The organism is Streptomyces sp. NPDC026500, assembly GCF_055567635.1.
Genome location: NZ_JBVHQB010000002.1, coordinates 441912 through 458417, shown reverse-complemented (window position 1 = coordinate 458417; position 16506 = coordinate 441912). Strand labels below are relative to the sequence as shown.

Sequence of the window (16506 nt, the reverse complement as noted above, 5' to 3'; positions counted from 1 at the left end):
CGCCCCCCGCGGAGTGCGCGGTTCATTCGCCCGGTGCGTGGCGCCGGGCCCACAGCGTACGGGCGGCCTGCACGTACGCGGTCGCGCGCGCCGCGTGTCCACGGGGCGGCGGCTGCTCGGCGAGCCGTTCGTACACCTCGACCATGCGGTCGACGAACTGGCGTCCCCGCACCGTGAGATCACCCGATCCGACGAGGGCCGGCAGAACGGCCCCGACCTGCTCCTGGTAGCGCGCGTGCTGCGCCCAGGCGGCGTCCCGGCGGGCGGGAAGCGTGGCGGCGAGGGCGCTGCGCTGGAAGAAGTCCGCCAGCGCGAGGTGGGAGTAGGCGCCCTGCAACAGGCCGTCGTACGGGCGTGGATCGGGGCGCCAGGGTGCGAAGTGGCGTGCTTCCGAGCCTGCGTGATGGAGCGTCACCATGTCGCCGAGCGCGGCGAGTTTGGTGTGCTGGATCTCGTGGACGAGGGTGGCCGCGAACGCGGTCGCCGTGGCCGGCGCGCTGCTGAGGACCGCGCCGAAGGCCTCGCGCCGGGTGCCGCTGCAACTGCCGCCCGCGCTGCCCGGCACCGAGCCGGGCGGCGCCGCGAGCGGAACCAGACAGCGCAGCAGGGCCACCGCTTCCGCGAGCCGCCGGTCGCCGCCGAGAGCGAGCACCGCCGCGGTGCCCGACCAGGTGTGCAGCCAGTGCTTGCGGTCGGCGTCGTCGAGTGCGACCGGGCCGCTCAGGGTGTCCGGGCGGGGTCCCCCGCGTGCGGTCCGATACGGGTCGAGGTCGTCCAGCGGTACGGCGGCGGAGCCCGGCACCAGACCGGGCAGCGTGTACGCCGACGTCCAGGCCGCGGCCTCCGACCAGGCGCCGGCACCGCTCTGCAGACGAACGACCACGTCCGCCTCGCCGGGCCGCCGGAGGGTCAGCCGCCCCCGCCGGTGCACGACGCCCACCTCCGTGTCCCCGGAACCGGAACCGCCTGTCCGCAGCGCGCCGAGCGAGGGCAGCGTCAGCACGCCGTCGTGGGCGGTCAGCCGCACCGCGTAGGACACCCCGGCACGGGCGGCGGCCACGGCGGCGAGCGACCCGAAGTGGGCTAGCGCGCGGGCCGGTTCACGGGTGTCCCGGTCGGTGCGCGGGCCCGTTCCGGACCCGAGCGCGCGCAGGGTGTCCCGGGCCCAGGGGCCGATGAACGGGTGCAGGAGGAGGGCCCGGACGGGGGACGCCGGAGGACGGTTCCCGGACGCCGCGTCCCCCTCGGACACCGGATCGGAACCACCTGGCCGGCCGGTCCCAGACACGGAACCGCCGGGCCCCGCGAACGCCGGCGCGGGACCACCCGGCCCCGGGAACGCGGCAGCGGAACCGGCCGGCCCCCCGGACACCGGCGAGGCAACACCTGACCGGACGGATCCCCGCGCGGAACCGTCCCACAGCGCGGATACCGGACCGACCGGCCGCCCCGCCCCCGGACCACCCCCGTGGGGCCGTCCCCGGCGGTGGGCGGACGGTTCCAGTCGTTCGGCCTCCTCCAGCAGGGCCCAGTCCTCGCGCAGCCGGGTCAGGGCGGCGGAGGGGCAGACGCCCGGGCCGGCCGCCTCGGCCGCGTCGAGGACCGCGCGGAGCAGGAGCAGCCGTCGGATGTGCTGGTCGCGGACGAGGAGCCCCAGGGTCTCGGGGCCGCCTTCGGTGCGGCCGAGTTCGGTCAGGGCCCGTTCCGGGACCACCGGCAGGATCACAGGACGCCTCCTTCGGAAGCGGCGGGGACGGCGGCGGGGGCGGCGGCCCCGGACAGCCTGCGAGCGACGTGGTGGATGAAGCGCTGGAGGTCGGCGCAGTACACGGAGGGGTTGGCGAAGCCGTGTCCGGCCCGGTATCGATGCGCGTAGTGTCCGCCGCCGCAGACGTGGAGCAGCGGGCAGGCCCGGCAGCGCGCGGCCAGCGAGGCGGCGCCCGCCTGCCGGGCCGCGACGCCGGGGTGGCGCAGCGCCTCGTCGAAACCGTTCCGGAAGATGTCGAGGCCGGTCCTGGCCGCCCCCTCGTAGCAGGACTTGAGGGAGTCGACCTGCTCGATGGAGCCGTCCGTCTCGATGACGAGGGCGTCGAAGGGCGCGAGGCCGAGCGACTCGGTGGCGGCGGGCAGCCCGAGGAGCAGCGCGACGCACTCCTCGAAGAGCCGCACCCGCGTCTCGCGGCGCCCGGCCTGCCACCAGCGGTCGAAGACGGCACACAGCCAGTCGCCGTAGGGGGTCCCCGGGCCGTCCCGGTGCGGTGGCCGCGCTGACCAGTTGCCGTGCGGGAGCAGCAGGTCGAGGGCCGGCGGTCGCAGCGCGAGCAGTGACTCGTACAGCTCGACGGGGTCCGTCGTGGGGTCCACGACGGTGAGGATCCCGGCGTACGCCTCCGGGCAGCGTTCGGCGATCAGGCGTGCGCCGCGCGCGGCGGCGGGCCAGGACGGGCGGCCGGCACGGTCGGTGCGCAGTGTGTTGTGCTCGGGCAGACCGCCGTCCAGGCTGATGCCGACGCGGATGGCGTGCCGGGCCAGGACGGCGAGCCGCCGTTCGGTGAGCAGGGTGGCGTTGGTCTGGACGGTGGCGTGCACGGTGCAGTCGTCCGGGACGCGGTCGCGTACGAGGCCGGTGAACCGGGCGAGGGTGTCCACGCCCGCCAGCAGCGGTTCGCCGCCGTGCAGGACCAGGGACAGGGCCGTCGTGCCGTGGGCGCGGGCGTGTTCGCCGATCCTGAGCGCGGTCCGTTCCAGGACGCCGGGCGGGGCGGCGGCGGGGCGGGTGCGCCAGGTGCGGTCGGGGCCCTCGTAGAGGTAGCAGTAGCGGCAGGCGAGGTTGCAGTGGCCGTGCATCTTGACGATGAACTGCCGGAAGGGGAACGGCGGTTCGGGCAAGGCGCTTTCGGACAAGGCCCGTTCTGACAAGGGCCGTTCGGACAAGGGCCGTTCGAGATGCGGCACGGAGGTCACGGGTATCGGGATCGGGGAGGTCACCTCTGCAGACACTCCGGCACCCCCATGATGTACGGCCGCGCGATCCCACGCCGCGAACCGCGCCACGGCCCCCTGCCCGTACCGGGCGACATTCCCGGACGCGGGCCGGACACAAACGCCGCCCCCTCGAAGTTGTCCGGTTCAATCACGAGGGTGGACCGGAACTGGCCGCTCGTGAGCGACGGTTGACCGAGCCATCGCTCACTTCGCCGCTCAGAAAGCGTTGTTGAAACCCCACAGAATCTCGCTCGGCTGTCCGGACCGCGCCCGAAGATCGGCCAGCACCTCTGCCAGCACCGGGTGTTGAACGGTCCGCAGCTCTGCCAGGTCCAGGTCCAGCAGATCGGGGAGCTCCGCGGGATCCGACGCCTCCGTCGGACCGTCCCACACTCCTTCAGGCGCCTGCGCCTGCGCCTGCGCCTGCGCCTGCGACGGACCTGCTACCGGTGCCCGGTCCAATGCGTGGTGCGGGTCTGGTGCCTGTGCCAGGCCAGATGCCTGCGACGGGTCCAGGTCCTTCGACGGGCCTGGTGACCACGGCTGCCGCTCCCCCGCGGCATCACAGTCCTGTGCGTCGTCCCGTGCGTCGTCCCGTACGCCCACGTCTTCACCCTCACCTTCGCTGACTCCGCCCCGGCGGCCGCCGAAAGGCGCTCCTCACTCCAGCTCGGCCAGCCGCTGCGCCGTCTGCCCGGCCGTCGGCTCGCCCGTGCTCACGACACCGTCCGGCAGCCTGGACCACTCGGTCCGGGCGGCCCGGTAGGCCTCGCGCGCGGCACGCGGACGCGCCGCCGCCTCGTAGGACATACCCCGCCAGTGCTGCGCCCGAGCACCCAGTTCCACGGCTTCCTGGCGCGCGCGCCCTGTTTCCGCCTCCTCCTCGGCCTCGCGCGCCGACTCGGCCGCGGCCCGGAAGGCGTCGATGGCCTCGTCGAGCCGCGCCTTGCGGCCGAGGCTCTGGTGCGCCTCGAACTGGGCCTGTCCGAGCTCCAGCCAGCAGCGCGCGGTGATCAGCGGTGGGCCCTCCTCCAGCGCCGCGAGCCCGAAGAGGTGCTCGGCCTCCCGCAGGTCCACCCGGTCGCCGCGGGCCCGGTAGCGGAGCATCAGCGCGCGGCCGAGCAGCAGCAGGCGGTGCGCCAGTTCGGCGCTGCCCGCCGGGGTCTCGGTACGGCAGTCCCGCAGCACCCGGATGGCCCGGGACAGCGACTCGCGCGGGGCGGGTCCGGTGTCCAGCACGGCGCGCCGCAGCAGGGCCTCGCCCCATTCGGCGAGGACGTCCGCGTGCGCGGGGGCGTCCCGGGGCACGCCGCGGGAGGCCTGCTCGAACCGCTCGGCGGCGTCCTGGAGTTCACGCGGGTCGCCCGAGTCGGCGTACCGGGCGACGTGGATGCGCCCGGCGCGCACCAACAGGGCGGAACGCAGCCCCTGTTCACGGGTCAGGCCCAGCGCTTCGTCGACATGGGCCTGGGCGTCGTCCAGCTCCCCGCCGGACCTCAGGAGCGCGTCGACGAGGTCGAGCAGGATGCGGACGCGTGAGGACTCCCCGGCGACGGTGGGCGCGTTCTCGGGGACGGATTCCAGGGCGGCACGCAGGGAGCGCGCGCCCTGCTCCGCGTACAGTCTGGCCTGTTCGTGGTCGGCCGTGGCGCCCGACAGACGCAGCAGGATACGGCCGTGGGCGAGCGGGAGTTCGGGCGGGCGGCTGCGCCGGTCGGGCCAGGCGTCGGCGAACGCCTCCAGCATGCCGACCGCGCCCTGGAGGAGCGCGCTGTCGCCGCCCAGGCGCCACTGTGCCTCCAGCGCCCGTACCCGCTCCAGGGTGAGCCGCAGGGCCCCGGTGGCGTCCAGATCGGGCGCGGCGCAGGCCACCGCGTACTCGCGGTCGGCGCGTTGCAGCAGGTCGAGGGCGCCGCGCCGGTCGCCGCGCCGCCTGCGGTCGGTGGCGGCGGCGTGCAACACGCGGGCCAGGACTGCCCGTTCGCGCAGGGCGCGGGGGTGCGCGACGGCCCGTTCGGCGGCGGCCTCCGCCTCGCGCAGCAGATCCGCGCCGCCCTGCACCTCCCACAGCAGCAGCACGCAGTTGGCGTACTCGGCCCAGAGTTCCGGGTCGGCGCCGGGGGGCAGCTCGTGTTCGGTGGCGCCGCGCAGCAGTTGTACGGCGTCGATGAGGTCCTGCACCATGCCGTCGCTGCCGAACTGGCCGGCCAGCGAGCGGGCCCGGATCACCGCGGTGTGGGTCGCCCGCTCGTCGGGCAGGTCGTCGCGGCCGCGGCCCCCGTAGAGCGCGAACTGTTCCGGCAGCGGCATGAAACGCTCCAGTACTCGCGCGGCGACCTCGGCGAAGGGCTGCGGGACGAGGGTGGCGCCGCCGTTGTCGCCCGGGTACCCGGCACCGGGCGTGTACGGCCGTCCGGAGCCGCCCTCGCCGAGCTGCGCGAGTGCCAGGGCCGGGAAGTTGGGGCCGCCCTTGCCGAAGCGGTACTCGATGTACTCGGAGCAGTGCTTGAGCACCAGCATGGCCTCGTCGAGGCCCAGCGGTGACAGCAGGGCTTCCTGCGCGCCGGGCGCGAACTCGTACCACTGGGTGCCGTCCGCGCCGTACTCCTCGGCCTTGGCGCGCGAGACCAGGCCGCTGAGCAGGACTTCGGCCAGTTCGGAGGGCCCGGAGTCGGGGAGCATGGTGCGCTGGACGAGTTGCATCACGGGAAGGCTGAGCGGGGCCGCGGCCAGATAGCCGGCGAGCCGCCCGGCGGCCTTGGAGGCGTTGGAGCGGAACCGGCTGACCACTTCGAGTCCGGACATCCGGCGTCCGGGGCGGGCGCTCCGGGCGGGCTCGTGGTGGTGGCGCACCCAGCCGACGGCTCCGGCCACGGGTCCCGCGCCGGCTCCGGACAGCAGCCGGGCCCAGGCGCCGAGCGCGGCGGGCTCGGGAGGCAGGACGGGCACCGGGAGCGCGCCGTCGCGTGCCTCCGGCGGGGTGCCGGAGGGCAGCCGGACCTTCAGCGTGGCGGCTCCCGCGAGGGCCTCGCCGCGCGTCAGTTCGCCGTACGACACCGGAAGCCGGGTGCGGCTCCACATGCGCTGCGGCAGCGGCTGGAGTACGGCGGCGGGGCCGAGCCGGGACAGGTGGTGCAACAGCCGGTGGGCGTGGCCGCTGTGCCACAGGGGGCCCGCGCAGTCGCTGACGAGGAGGGTGATGCGGCGGCCTGTCGGGTCGCTCAGCCGGTCGGCGGAGTGCAGGGGGGCCGCACCGGGCTCGGGGCTGCGGCTGACGGCGGGTTCTCCGTCCGGGGCCTGGTGGAGATAGCTGACCTGGATGTCCCGGAAGGCGCCCAACCGGCTGAAGACCTGCTCCAGTTCGGCGAACATGCGGTCCCACACGCGCATCGACGAGGAGGCGTCCATGACCAGCTGGAGTGCGGCGTCGGCCCGGGTCACGCCGCGGAACACCGGCAGGACCAATCCGCCCGCCCGGGCGCTCAGTTCGGCGGTCGCGGTCTCGTCGAGGACGGTGCGCAGGGGCGGCGCCGCGGTCCGGTAGCCCTGCAACGGGCGTAATGCGCGCTGGAGTTCGAGCGGGGCGGGGAACGCGGGCGCGGCCGGTACGCCGACCGGCAGCACCGCCGACCGGCCCTGCCCGTATCCGCGGGGCGCGCCGTCCCGCGGCACCGGGTAGAGCGCGACGCGCCGGTCCGCGTCCGTGTCCCGCCAGGCCGGCTCGGGCGGGTCGCCGGGCGGTGGCCGTTCGGTGTCCCGCTGGTCCGGACGCCCGGGAACGGCGTCCTCGCCGGCCGTCGTCCGGCCGGACGGCGGCGCGCTCTCCCGCTCGCTCCCGACCGCGTCCGTACGGCGCGACCAACGCGCCAGCCACAGCGCGTCGGCCAGCTGCCGGGCATCGGGATCCAGCCCGATCTGCCGCATCTGGGCGATGAGTTCGGCGATCGGGTCGCCGCCGGGCATCAGCGCGTCACCTCGGGCGGTCGAGTCGCTGGATGAGCAGGTCGGCGAGCCGGTCGCGGCTGGGCGGGGCGGCCGCGTCGGTGAGGTAGATGGCGTTCAACAGCTGGTCGGCTGCGACGAGTTCGCTGCGCGAACGCTCCAGGAAGTGGGTGATCAGATCGTCCCCGGCGCGCGCCGCCTCGTCGCCCAGGTGGGCGCGTACGAAGGTGGCGAGCCGCTTGTGGTCCGGGCGGCCCAGTTCGAGGTGGATGCAGCGGCGCATCAGCGGGGCGGGGAAGTCGCGCTCGCCGTTGCTGGTGAGCACCACGAAGGGGAAGGCTCGGCAGCGCACCCGGCCGTCGCGAACCCGCGCCTTGGTGCCGTCGGCGGTGAGCACCTCGGCCTCGCCGCCGGGCAGCCGGTCGGCGACGCGCTCCAGCTCGGGAATCGCGAACTCGCCCTCCTCCAGGACGTTCAGGAGGTCGTTGGGCAGGTCGATGTCGCTCTTGTCCAGCTCGTCGATGAGCAGCACGCGCGGGGTCTCGGAGGGCAGCAGCGCGGTGCCGAGCGGGCCGAGCCGGATATAGCTGCCGATGCCCTCGACGGAGCCGGGGGCGCCGGGCTCGGCCGGGTCGGCGCCCTGCGGCGCGGCGATCTGCACGTCCTGGAGCCGGGCGATCGCGTCGTAGTGGTAGAGCCCGTCCTGCAGTGTGGACCGGCTGACGATCGGCCAACGCAAGACGTTGCCCAGACCGAGTTCGTACGCCACCGAGTGCGCGAGCGTGCTCTTGCCCGCGCCGGGGCTGCCGGTGACCAGCAACGGGCGGCGCAGATAGAGCGCCGCGTTGATCATTTCGAGTTCCTCGGCGCCCGGCCTGTGCAGTTCGGCCAGATGCCGGTGCGCGCCCAGCCTGCGGTCCTCGGAGCCGTCGCCGCCGGTCCCGGCGGCCTCCCGGCTCGCGAAGTCGCGCCACGGCGGCGGGGCCGGAAGGCGGTTCAGGCCGTCGTGGGGTTCGCCTGCGCCTCGGTAGATGAGCCACTCGCTGGATTCGGTCATTGCCCAGTCCTCGTCGTCACTCGTCCACCACGGCAGCCGTCGATCGTTGCCTCACCGTATCGACCCCCGGAGGGCCCCGTAAGGTCCCAAGAGGGGCTCATAGCAGCCCACTTCGGCCTGGTTCGAGCATCGCGCGACGGCGGGTCCACGGATGCGGTCATGGCGCCTCCAGCAGGTCCCCGGTCCCGGGCAGGGGCCGGCGCGGGTCGTCGTAGAACAGGGCGATCCCGTCGGCCCAGTAGGTCTCCGGCCGGCCCGCGCGCAGCCCGGCCCGCAGGGCGTGCACCAGCTCGGGGAGCCGGTCCGCGCGGCCCGCGCCCGCCACCGTGTCGCCGGCTCTTCGGTGGAACTCTCCGCAGACCGCGTCCGACTGCCCGCGCCAGCGCCGCCACAACGCGACGCCGTATCCGCCGTGCACGATCCGTACGAGCGCCACCGGGTCGTCCTCGAAGCGGTGGTCGCCGTAGCGGCAGAGCACCGGAACGGTCTTGTGCGGCAGGCCGCGCAACGACTCCGCCGCCGGTACCGGTACCCGCAACCCGTCCTCGCAGTCGAGGACTTCGGCCTGTGCGCCGTGCGCGTGGATCCACCGCCAGCGGGCCTCGCGCTCGTGCTGTTCCTCGTCGGCGGGGAGCTGCTTCCCGGCCGGGGCGGCCGCGTCGGCCGGTTCGGGCAGTTGTTCCCGGTCGGCGCAGCGCACGACGACGGGCCGGTGCGCGCCGAGGGGCGGCTCGCCGGGCCCGAACTGCCAGGCGTCGACGTCGAGTCCGAGCAGCAGATGGGGCAGCGCGACCTGGAGGTCGGCGGGCCGCCCGGGTTCGTCGCACTGGCGGAAGGCCTCCGCGAGGGGTGGCGCGAGAACGGCCGGCAGCTCCTCCAGCGGGGTGCGCTCGCCGTCCCGCAGCCGCACCACCTCCCCGGTCGGCCGGCCCACCGAGACGTGCCAGTCGCAGCGGCCCGGCTCCCAGCCCAGCTGCTCCAGTTCGAGCAGTACGAAAAGTCGGGGCGCACGGTCGGCGCTGTGCGCCGTGGCGTGCGCCGCCTCTGCTTCCGCCGACGGACCGCGAGGCGCCAACTGGAGCCGCTCGATCCACTGTTGCCCGAGGCGCCGCCGGTACGCCGGGCCCGGCCTGCCCTCGGCGGTCTGCCGCACCCACTCCCACAGTGCCCGCTCGGCGGCCTGCGTGCCCGGCGTGACGAAGGGTCGTTCGGCGGACATGGCCCGCATCGCGTAGTCGAGGACGAGGTCGAGGGCTGCGTCCTGGCGCGAGTTCTCGTACAGCGCGCCGAGCCCGTCGCGCCATCCGCGCGGCGCCGGATGCGGGATCGCGGTCTGGTCGCCCACCAGGGATTCGAGCAGGCCGAGCAGGGCGCGGGTGCTGACCGGCGGCGGCAGATCGGCGAGCCTGCCGAGCAGCTGGGTCCGCTCCTCGGGGCTGAGCGCCCGGCCGGGCCGGGCGCCGAGCTGGTTCTGGACGTCGGCCCAGGTGCTGCGGTCGGTGTCCGGATGACGCTGCCGGTCCCGGTGGTAGCGGTCGTGGGCGTGGAAGACGGCCTGGTAGCTGTCGTCGTGCTCGGCCCGCATCTCCTCGGCGGGCACCGGCAGGGACCGCAGCTGCTCCACCCCGGTGCAGGTGCCGCCGAGCCCCCGGTCGGTGCGCGACTTCAGGACACCGACGACCTCACCGCGTACGGGGTCGACGACCGGCCCGCCCGAGACGCCGGGCGGCAGCACGTCGCCGCCGAGCCGGATCTGCTCGTCGTCCGACCAGCCGCCGAGCGTGCCCTGCACCGTGCAGGTGCCGCTCAGCCGGCGCAGCTCCCCGCCGACCACGGACCAGCCGGAGTAGAGGACGACCGCCTCCTCGTAGTAGGCGGCCGGGCGTTCGGTGACGTAGGCGCAGTCGTGGTCCACCGGCTCGCGCAGCCGCACCAGGGCGAGGTCGGGGGACGGCCAGGTGCCCCGCACCGGGAACCCGACACGGTCCGGCAGAGCCGTCGCGACCTCGCCGGCGACGGCGGACGTACCGCGGCCCGGCCCTGTCTCGTACACCACCGTCACCTCGTTCCCCTCCCCGCTCCGGACCACGTGCGCGCAGGTCAGAACCCAGTTCGGAGCGATGAAGAAGCCGCTCCCGAGGAACGTGCCGGGTTCGTCGAGGGCATACCCGGGGCCCGCGCGATGGATGCGCACGGTGGCGGCCATGACGAGATCACGCAGCGCACGGTGCGCGATCCCGGGGCCGCCCGGTGCGCCCGGGGCGTGCCCGTCCGTCATGCTCCGCCCCCGCCGGAGGTGTCGGTGGCGCCGCCGTGCGCCGGGGCGCCGGGAGACGCGCCCGCGTGCGGGGCGGCCCCGGGTTCGTCCAGGTCCGGCGGACCGCCGTTCCAGGTCAGCGTCACCGTGATGCCGGCCTTGGCCTCGCCGTCCGCGAGCAGCCCGACCACTTTGCCGGCCTTCGCCGTCAGCTCGATGCCGAACTCGACGCTGACCTCGTCGGGCCGCACCGCGCGCAGAGGCGCGGCGAGCGAGCGCGCGACACTGGTGATCACCGACTGCAGACTCTCGACCTGCGCCTCGACGCGCTCCCCGAAGCCGACGTCCGTCAGCGACAGCTCGCCGCCCGGCTCCTCCAGCTCGTCGGCCCCCGAGATCCGGGCCCACACCGGTGTTCCGTCCGGCATCTCGATCCGTGCGATGCGCGTCACCGCGTCACCCATGGCATCCCCCGTTCCCCCACGCCCCCGTGGTACAGCCGACCTTGCAGGCTAGCCGCAGGGGGTCGCGTACGACAGAGGCCCTCCATGGGCCCCGCGCCCCCGCCTATCCTTTTCCCAGCGTTCCACTTCCCTTTCACCCACGGAGCACCATCCATGTACTTCACCGACCGCGGCATCGAGGAACTTGAGAAGCGGCGCGGCGAGGAAGAAGTCACCTTCGAGTGGCTCGCCGAGCAGTTGCGTACGTTCGTCGACCTCAACCCGGACTTCGAGGTGCCGGTGGAACGGCTGGCGACCTGGCTGGCCCGGCTGGACGACGAGGACGAGGACGAGGACGAGGAGTAGCCCTTCCGGCGCTCTTCCTGTCCCGTGGGGCGGATCTCCTCCCGGCGGGATGACGGTCCTCTGCGCGCAAGGGCGTCCAGGTCTTCGCGGCAAGGCGACCGGGCCCCGGTTCAGGGCGGCTCGGCCCCGGAGAAGCGGGTCCGCTCCAGAAGAACGGCGAGTTCGTCAGTCGTAGGCGCGCAGGTGGTCGTACGCCAGGCCGAGGGCGCCGCGGAGCGTCAGGACCGCGCCGGCGACGATCCAGCCGCCGCTGTGGCGCCGTACCCCCCAGGCGGTGAGCGGGAGCCCGACGGCCAGCTGGGCCACGGCGAGGGTGCGCGCCCTCGGGCCGCGCAGCCAGGGCCCGAGACCACTGCTCTCCACGATGTCGAGTTCGGCGCCCACGGCGGCACGCCAGCCGGTCCACTCGATCTGCTCGGCATCCGGCCGGATCCGGACCGCGTCACGGAGCCGGTCCGCGGATTCCCCGGGCTCGAGCCCGGCCGGCAGCAGCATCCCCGCGCGCGTGAGGACGGCGAGCAGCCCCGTCACGCGCGCGTGGGCGTCGGCCGCCGGATCGGGCTGCGTCAGCGGTTCCAGGGCCTGCATGTCGAGCACCGGGTCGAGGCCGAGCCGTGCCGCGAAGGTGCGCATCGCCTCGTCCTCGCCGACCGGGGTGCCGTTCGCCAGCCATTCGTAGCCCACGGTGCGGCGGAAACCCGAGGCCAGGGTGAAGCCGCTGCGGTCGGTGTCCCACCACAGGGCGAGGACGGGCCAGGGGGCGCCGACGGCGAGCGCGGTGGCCCAGCCGGTGAGCACGCGGTCGACGTGTTCCGCGCCGTCCTGCCAGGGCCTGCCCTCGGGGACCAGCACGCTCCACTCGGATCCCGCCCCGGCGAGCAGCATCCGCTCGCGCAGCAACTGGGCGGCGGGACCGACCGCCTCGGGCCGGGCCCGGCACAGCAGGAGGGCACCGGGGGCCTGGACCGGGTGGTCGTCCCGGGACGCGCCGGAGGCAGTCGACATAGCCCCACTTTAGGGCGATTTGCACACTTCAACGCGTCGGCGATCCCCAGAACGGGTGTCTTGACTTTCCGTATCCGCGATATATCGTGAATAGCGGAAGACGCGATATGGCGCGTCGAGTTCGGACTCGTATGGGGGTCCGGTCCGGTCGAGGAGGTCAGCACCATGTCCGAGTGGTCCGTGACAGAGCCGAAGAAGCTCTCCTTCGACGGCCCCGTGCAGACGCTGCACGTACGCATCGTCAACGGAACAGTGAACGTCGTGGGGACCGACGAGGGTTCCGCCCGGCTGGAAGTGTCCGATCTGGACGGCCCCCCGCTCCAGGTGACCCAGGAGAACGGCACCCTCACGGTGGCCTACGAGGACCTTCCATGGAAGGGCTTCCTCAAGTGGCTCGACCGCAAGGGCTGGCGCCGTGCTGCGGTGGTCTCGCTGGCCGTCCCGACCGGCACGCACGTCGAGGTGGGCGTGGTCGGCGCCGCCGCCGTGGTCTCCGGGATGGACGGGCGGGTCCAGGTGAAGGGCGTCACCGGCGACACCACCCTCGTGCGCATCGCCGGCCCCGTACGCGTGGAGACCGTCTCCGGGAACCTGGAGGCCCAGGCCGTCACCGGCGACCTCCGCTTCAACTCGGTCTCCGGCGACCTGACCGTCGTCGAGGGCTCCGGATCCTCCGTCCGGGCCGAATCGGTGAGCGGCTCGATGATCGTGGACCTCGACGCCGCGGGCGCGCCCACCGACGTCCAGTTGTCGAACGTCTCGGGCGAGATCGCCATCCGGCTCCCCCACCCGGCGGACGCCGAGGTGGAGGCCAACACCGCGAGCGGCAACGTCTCCAGCGCGTTCGAGGACCTGCGGGTCAGCGGGCAGTGGGGCGCCAAGAAGATCACCGGCCGCCTCGGCGCGGGCAACGGCAGGCTGAAGGCGATGACGGTCTCGGGCTCCATCGCCCTGCTGCGCAGGCCCCCGACGGACGACGAGCCGTACGAGGACGCCCCGAAGCCGCCGGACGCGGCCACGTCGACCGGACCGGACGACAACGCGGTCGGCACCGCGGGCGACACTACGGACGGCACTGCGGGCGACACCGCAAGCGACGCTGCCGCCGAGGCCCGGCCGGCCGACAGCGCGACCGACAAGAAGGTGCTCTGAGATGGCTCCCGTCTTCGCCCACGGCCGACTGCGCCTGTACCTCCTCAAGCTGCTGGACGAGGCGCCGCGCCACGGGTACGAGGTGATCCGTCTCCTTGAGGAGCGTTTCCAGGGCCTGTACGCGCCCTCGGCGGGCACCGTCTACCCCCGGCTGGCGAAGCTGGAGGCCGAGGGACTCGTCACCCACACGTCCGAGGGCGGCCGCAAGGTGTACGCGATCACCGACGCGGGCCGCGCCGAACTGGCCGACCGCAGCGGCGAACTGGCCGATCTGGAGCTGGAGATCCGCGAGTCGGTCGCGGAGCTCGCGGCGGAGATCCGCGCGGATGTACGGGGCGCTGCCGGTGACCTGCGCCGCGAGATGCGGGCAGCGGCCACGGAAGCGCGCAACGGCTCCGCGGGCGGCACCCGGGCGAAGCAGCAGGACACCGCGACGGACGGGTCCGGCGGCCTCGACGACTTCCAGGACAAGGAGTCGTGGCGGGCGGCGAAGGAGGAGATGCGGCGCGTCCGGCAGGAGTGGAAGGAGCAGGCCCGCCGCGCGAAGGACGAGAGCCGCCGCGCCCGCGACGAGGCACAGCGTGCCCGCCGTCAGGCCAAGGAGGCGCAGGAGAAGGCCCGCGCGCAGGCTCAGGAGGAGATGCAGCGCTTGGCCAAGCACGTCCAGGACCAGGTCCAGGACCATTTCGCGCGCGGCGACTGGCCGACGGGCGTGCGCGAGGGACTGACCGAACTGGCCAAGGAGTTCGGCGACTTCGGAAAGAACTTCGGCAAGGACCTGGGGAAGGACCTCGGCAAGGAGTTCGGCTTCGGCCGCCCGCCCTCCGGAGCGCCCGCGGAGCCGGAGTACTCGACCACCCCGGAGGACTTCCCCGCCGAGTACGAACCCGCCTGGGCCCACGAGGACTCGACCGGCAACCCCGGCCGCGACCTGGACCGCCTGCTGGACCGCTTCCGCGACGACATCCGTGACGCCTCCCGCGACCACGGCGTCACGGAGGATCAACTCCGGGACATCCGCCGCCACTTGTCGGAGGCGGCGGCCCACATCGGATCGACGCTGCGGAGCAAGCGGCTCTAACTCCCCCGGCGCTCCCCGCCCAGGGACCGCCCAAGCCGGCGGGGCCTGTCCAAACGGCCCCGTCGGCCACGCCGGTCCTGTCCGGCCGCGCTGGCCGCGCCGGTCCCGTCCGGCCGCACCGGCGCTCACCAGCTCCCGCCGAGCCTCGCTAGCTCCCTCCGAGCCTCGCTCGCCTCCCCCGGCTCTCGCCGAGCTCCGCCGACCTACACAGCCACCACGGCCTACACGGCCCTGACCGGCCCACACGGGCCGCGAAGGCGTGCGCTCGGCCCTTACCGGCCCGCGCGAATCGCTCCGGCCCGCTTCCGGCCGTCGCCCCACCCGGCCCGGTCCGGACCCTCGCTTCACCCCGTCTCGGCCACGCCGCCCTCCCCGTACAGCACCCGTGTCACCGACTGGTACGTGACTCCGTGATCGGCCAGCGCCTCTCCGGCGACCCCGCCTTGCAGGGTGATCGCCAGCAGCAGGTGTTCGTCCCCGATGTGGCGGTCCCGTCGGGCGACAGCGACCCGCAGGGATCGCGTCAGCGTTTCCTTCGCGCTCTGCCCGAAGGGCCGACGCCAGGTCCGCCTGCCGTTCCCGCCGCGCCTGCCCGACTCCAACGCCCCCTCTCCGTGCGCCTCCTCGATCCGGGAAACGATCTCGGAGAGGTCGATTCCGAGCCCGGAGAGGGCGTCCGCGTCGGCGCGCGACAGCCCGCCCCGGCGGCGCGCCTCGGCGAGGTCCCGCTCCAGCGACTCCCGGAACCCGGCGGCCCCGAGCGACGTCAGGGCGAAGGAACCCCGGCTGCCCTCCCGGTCGAGCAGGGCCAGCAGCATGTGCTCCTCCTCGACGGTCCCGGCCCCCACCCGCTCGGAGTGCGACACCGCGCCCTCGACGACGGCACGCGCATCCTTCGTGAAGCGTTCGAACATCACTGCCTCCCGTACTTCTTGTGCACGGCCTGCCTGCTCACTCCGAGTTCCGCGGCGATCTCCTGCCACGACCAGCCCTGATTGCGCGCACTGCGCACCTGTACCGCTTCCAACTGCTCCAGCAGTCTCCGCAGCGCGGAGACCGCCCGCAGCCCGATCCGCGGATCGCGATCACCCGCGCGCTCGGCAAGATCCGTTGCTTCGGTCATGGTGTCAACTTACGTTGACACGCCTCCCGTGTCAACCAAAATTGACACCCTTGCCCGCCCTGGCACACGAAACGGCGGGCCCGGAAACCCGGACTCGCCGTTTCGTGTGTCCCCGCGACCCCGGGGATCAGCCCGTGGTCAGTACGATCTTGCCGAACTGGTCGCCGGACTCCAGCCGTTCGAACCCCTCACGGGCCCGGTCGAGCGGCAGCACCTCGTCGACGACGGGCCGCACACCGGTGGCCGCGCAGAAGGCCAGCAGGTCCTCCAACTCGTCCTTCGTTCCCATGGTGGAGCCGACCACCTTGAGTTCGAGGAAGAAGATCCGCGTCAGTTCGGCGTGCGAGGGCCGGTCGCCGCTGGTGGCACCCGAGATGACGACGGTGCCGCCGGGACGCAGCGACTTGACCGAGTGCGACCAGGTGGCGGCGCCGACCGTCTCGATGACGGCGTCCACCCGCTGCGGCAGCCGCGCCCCGGACTCCAGCGCCTCGACGGCGCCGAGTTCGAGCGCCCGCTTCCGCTTGGCCTCGTCCCGGCTGGTGGCGAAGACCCGCAGCCCGGCGGCCTTCCCGAGCACGATCGCGGCGGTGGCCACGCCCCCGCCCGCGCCCTGCACGAGCACGGAGTCACCGGGCCGCACCCCGGCGTTGGTGAACAGCATGCGGTACGCCGTCAGCCAGGCGGTCGGCAGACAGGCGGCCTCCTCGAAGGACAGTTCCCTCGGCTTCGGCAGTACGTTCCACGCCGGTACGGAGACCTGCTCGGCGAAGGTGCCCTGGTAGCGCTCGGTGAGGATGGACCGGGGCTCCTTGGGGCCGACCCCGTGCCCGCTCTGGCCGATCACGGAGTGCAGGACGACCTCGTTGCCGTCCTCGTCGATTCCGGCGGCGTCGCAGCCGAGGATCATCGGCAGTTTGTCCTCGGCCAGGCCGACCCCGCGCAGCGACCACAGATCGTGGTGGTTGAGGGAGGCGGCCCGTACGTTCACGGTCGTCCAGCCCGGCCTCTGTTCGGGGGCCGGACGCTCCCCCAACTCCAGGCCGTTCAGCGGCTGGTCACGGTCGATTCGGGCGGCATAGGCAGCGAACATGA

The 16506-nt window shown here is 73.9% G+C and carries 14 protein-coding genes; 3 read left to right on the top strand and 11 right to left on the bottom strand.

Going from position 1 to position 16506, the window contains the following annotated elements; all coding sequences use genetic code 11:
• Positions 1 to 22: 22 nt before the first annotated feature.
• The 7 genes from ACZ4N5_RS05145 to ACZ4N5_RS05115 all read right to left on the bottom strand — a co-directional run bounded on the left by ACZ4N5_RS05145 (position 23) and on the right by ACZ4N5_RS05115 (position 10705).
• Complete coding sequence (locus ACZ4N5_RS05145; protein WP_467755740.1) at positions 23 to 1726, bottom strand: aKG-HExxH-type peptide beta-hydroxylase; 1704 nt, start codon at positions 1724 to 1726, stop codon at positions 23 to 25.
• Positions 1723 to 2847: an FxsB family cyclophane-forming radical SAM/SPASM peptide maturase gene (locus ACZ4N5_RS05140; RefSeq protein ID WP_467755882.1), complete on the bottom strand. Its 1125-nt coding sequence runs from the start codon at positions 2845 to 2847 to the stop codon at positions 1723 to 1725. Before ACZ4N5_RS05140 ends, ACZ4N5_RS05145 begins: the two co-directional genes overlap by 4 nt.
• Positions 2848 to 3201: 354 nt before the next feature.
• Entirely contained in the window at positions 3202 to 3591 is a 390-nt protein-coding gene (gene fxsA / locus ACZ4N5_RS05135) for an FxSxx-COOH cyclophane-containing RiPP peptide (RefSeq protein WP_467755739.1), read from the bottom strand.
• A 54-nt stretch (positions 3592 to 3645) separates the two neighbouring features.
• Complete coding sequence (locus ACZ4N5_RS05130) at positions 3646 to 6948, bottom strand: SAV_2336 N-terminal domain-related protein (RefSeq protein ID WP_467755738.1); 3303 nt, start codon at positions 6946 to 6948, stop codon at positions 3646 to 3648.
• Between the two features lie 7 nt (positions 6949 to 6955).
• Positions 6956 to 7984 carry an AAA family ATPase gene (locus ACZ4N5_RS05125; RefSeq protein ID WP_467755737.1) on the bottom strand — a complete coding sequence of 343 codons (1029 nt, stop codon included), beginning with the start codon at positions 7982 to 7984 and terminating at the stop codon, positions 6956 to 6958.
• Positions 7985 to 8141: 157 nt separating this feature from the next.
• Complete coding sequence (locus tag ACZ4N5_RS05120; protein ID WP_467755736.1) at positions 8142 to 10262, bottom strand: VMAP-C domain-containing protein; 2121 nt, start codon at positions 10260 to 10262, stop codon at positions 8142 to 8144.
• Complete coding sequence (locus ACZ4N5_RS05115; protein WP_467755735.1) at positions 10259 to 10705, bottom strand: CU044_2847 family protein; 447 nt, start codon at positions 10703 to 10705, stop codon at positions 10259 to 10261. The genes ACZ4N5_RS05120 and ACZ4N5_RS05115 overlap by 4 nt, the downstream gene beginning before the upstream one ends.
• Positions 10706 to 10858: 153 nt before the next feature.
• Between ACZ4N5_RS05115 and ACZ4N5_RS05110 the strand changes: the two genes are divergently transcribed.
• Positions 10859 to 11050, top strand: coding sequence for a DUF6104 family protein (locus tag ACZ4N5_RS05110; protein WP_328309702.1), 192 nt, complete (start codon positions 10859 to 10861; stop codon positions 11048 to 11050).
• A 165-nt stretch (positions 11051 to 11215) separates the two neighbouring features.
• On the opposite strand, the gene ACZ4N5_RS05105 is transcribed toward ACZ4N5_RS05110, so the two are convergent.
• The gene (locus ACZ4N5_RS05105) at positions 11216 to 12055 is read right to left on the bottom strand and encodes a hypothetical protein (protein ID WP_467755734.1); all 840 of its coding nucleotides are present in this window, start codon (positions 12053 to 12055) and stop codon (positions 11216 to 11218) included.
• Between the two features lie 165 nt (positions 12056 to 12220).
• On the opposite strand from ACZ4N5_RS05105, the gene ACZ4N5_RS05100 reads away from it, so the two are divergent.
• Positions 12221 to 13207, top strand: a complete 987-nt coding sequence (locus ACZ4N5_RS05100) for a DUF4097 family beta strand repeat-containing protein (protein WP_467755733.1) — start codon at positions 12221 to 12223, stop codon at positions 13205 to 13207.
• Position 13208: 1 nt separating this feature from the next.
• The gene (locus ACZ4N5_RS05095; protein WP_467755732.1) at positions 13209 to 14288 is read left to right on the top strand and encodes a PadR family transcriptional regulator; all 1080 of its coding nucleotides are present in this window, start codon (positions 13209 to 13211) and stop codon (positions 14286 to 14288) included.
• 344 nt (positions 14289 to 14632) lie between these two features.
• Here the strand turns inward: ACZ4N5_RS05095 and ACZ4N5_RS05090 are convergent, their stop codons facing one another.
• The 3 genes from ACZ4N5_RS05090 to ACZ4N5_RS05080 form a co-directional block, all read right to left on the bottom strand.
• The gene (locus ACZ4N5_RS05090; RefSeq protein ID WP_467755731.1) at positions 14633 to 15202 is read right to left on the bottom strand and encodes a Clp protease N-terminal domain-containing protein; all 570 of its coding nucleotides are present in this window, start codon (positions 15200 to 15202) and stop codon (positions 14633 to 14635) included.
• Positions 15202 to 15411 (bottom strand): helix-turn-helix domain-containing protein, encoded by a 210-nt coding sequence (locus ACZ4N5_RS05085; RefSeq protein WP_010984411.1) that lies wholly within the window; start codon positions 15409 to 15411, stop codon positions 15202 to 15204. Before ACZ4N5_RS05085 ends, ACZ4N5_RS05090 begins: the two co-directional genes overlap by 1 nt.
• A gap of 127 nt (positions 15412 to 15538) precedes the next feature.
• Positions 15539 to 16504, bottom strand: a complete 966-nt coding sequence (locus ACZ4N5_RS05080) for a zinc-binding dehydrogenase (protein WP_467755730.1) — start codon at positions 16502 to 16504, stop codon at positions 15539 to 15541.
• Positions 16505 to 16506: the final 2 nt, after the last annotated feature.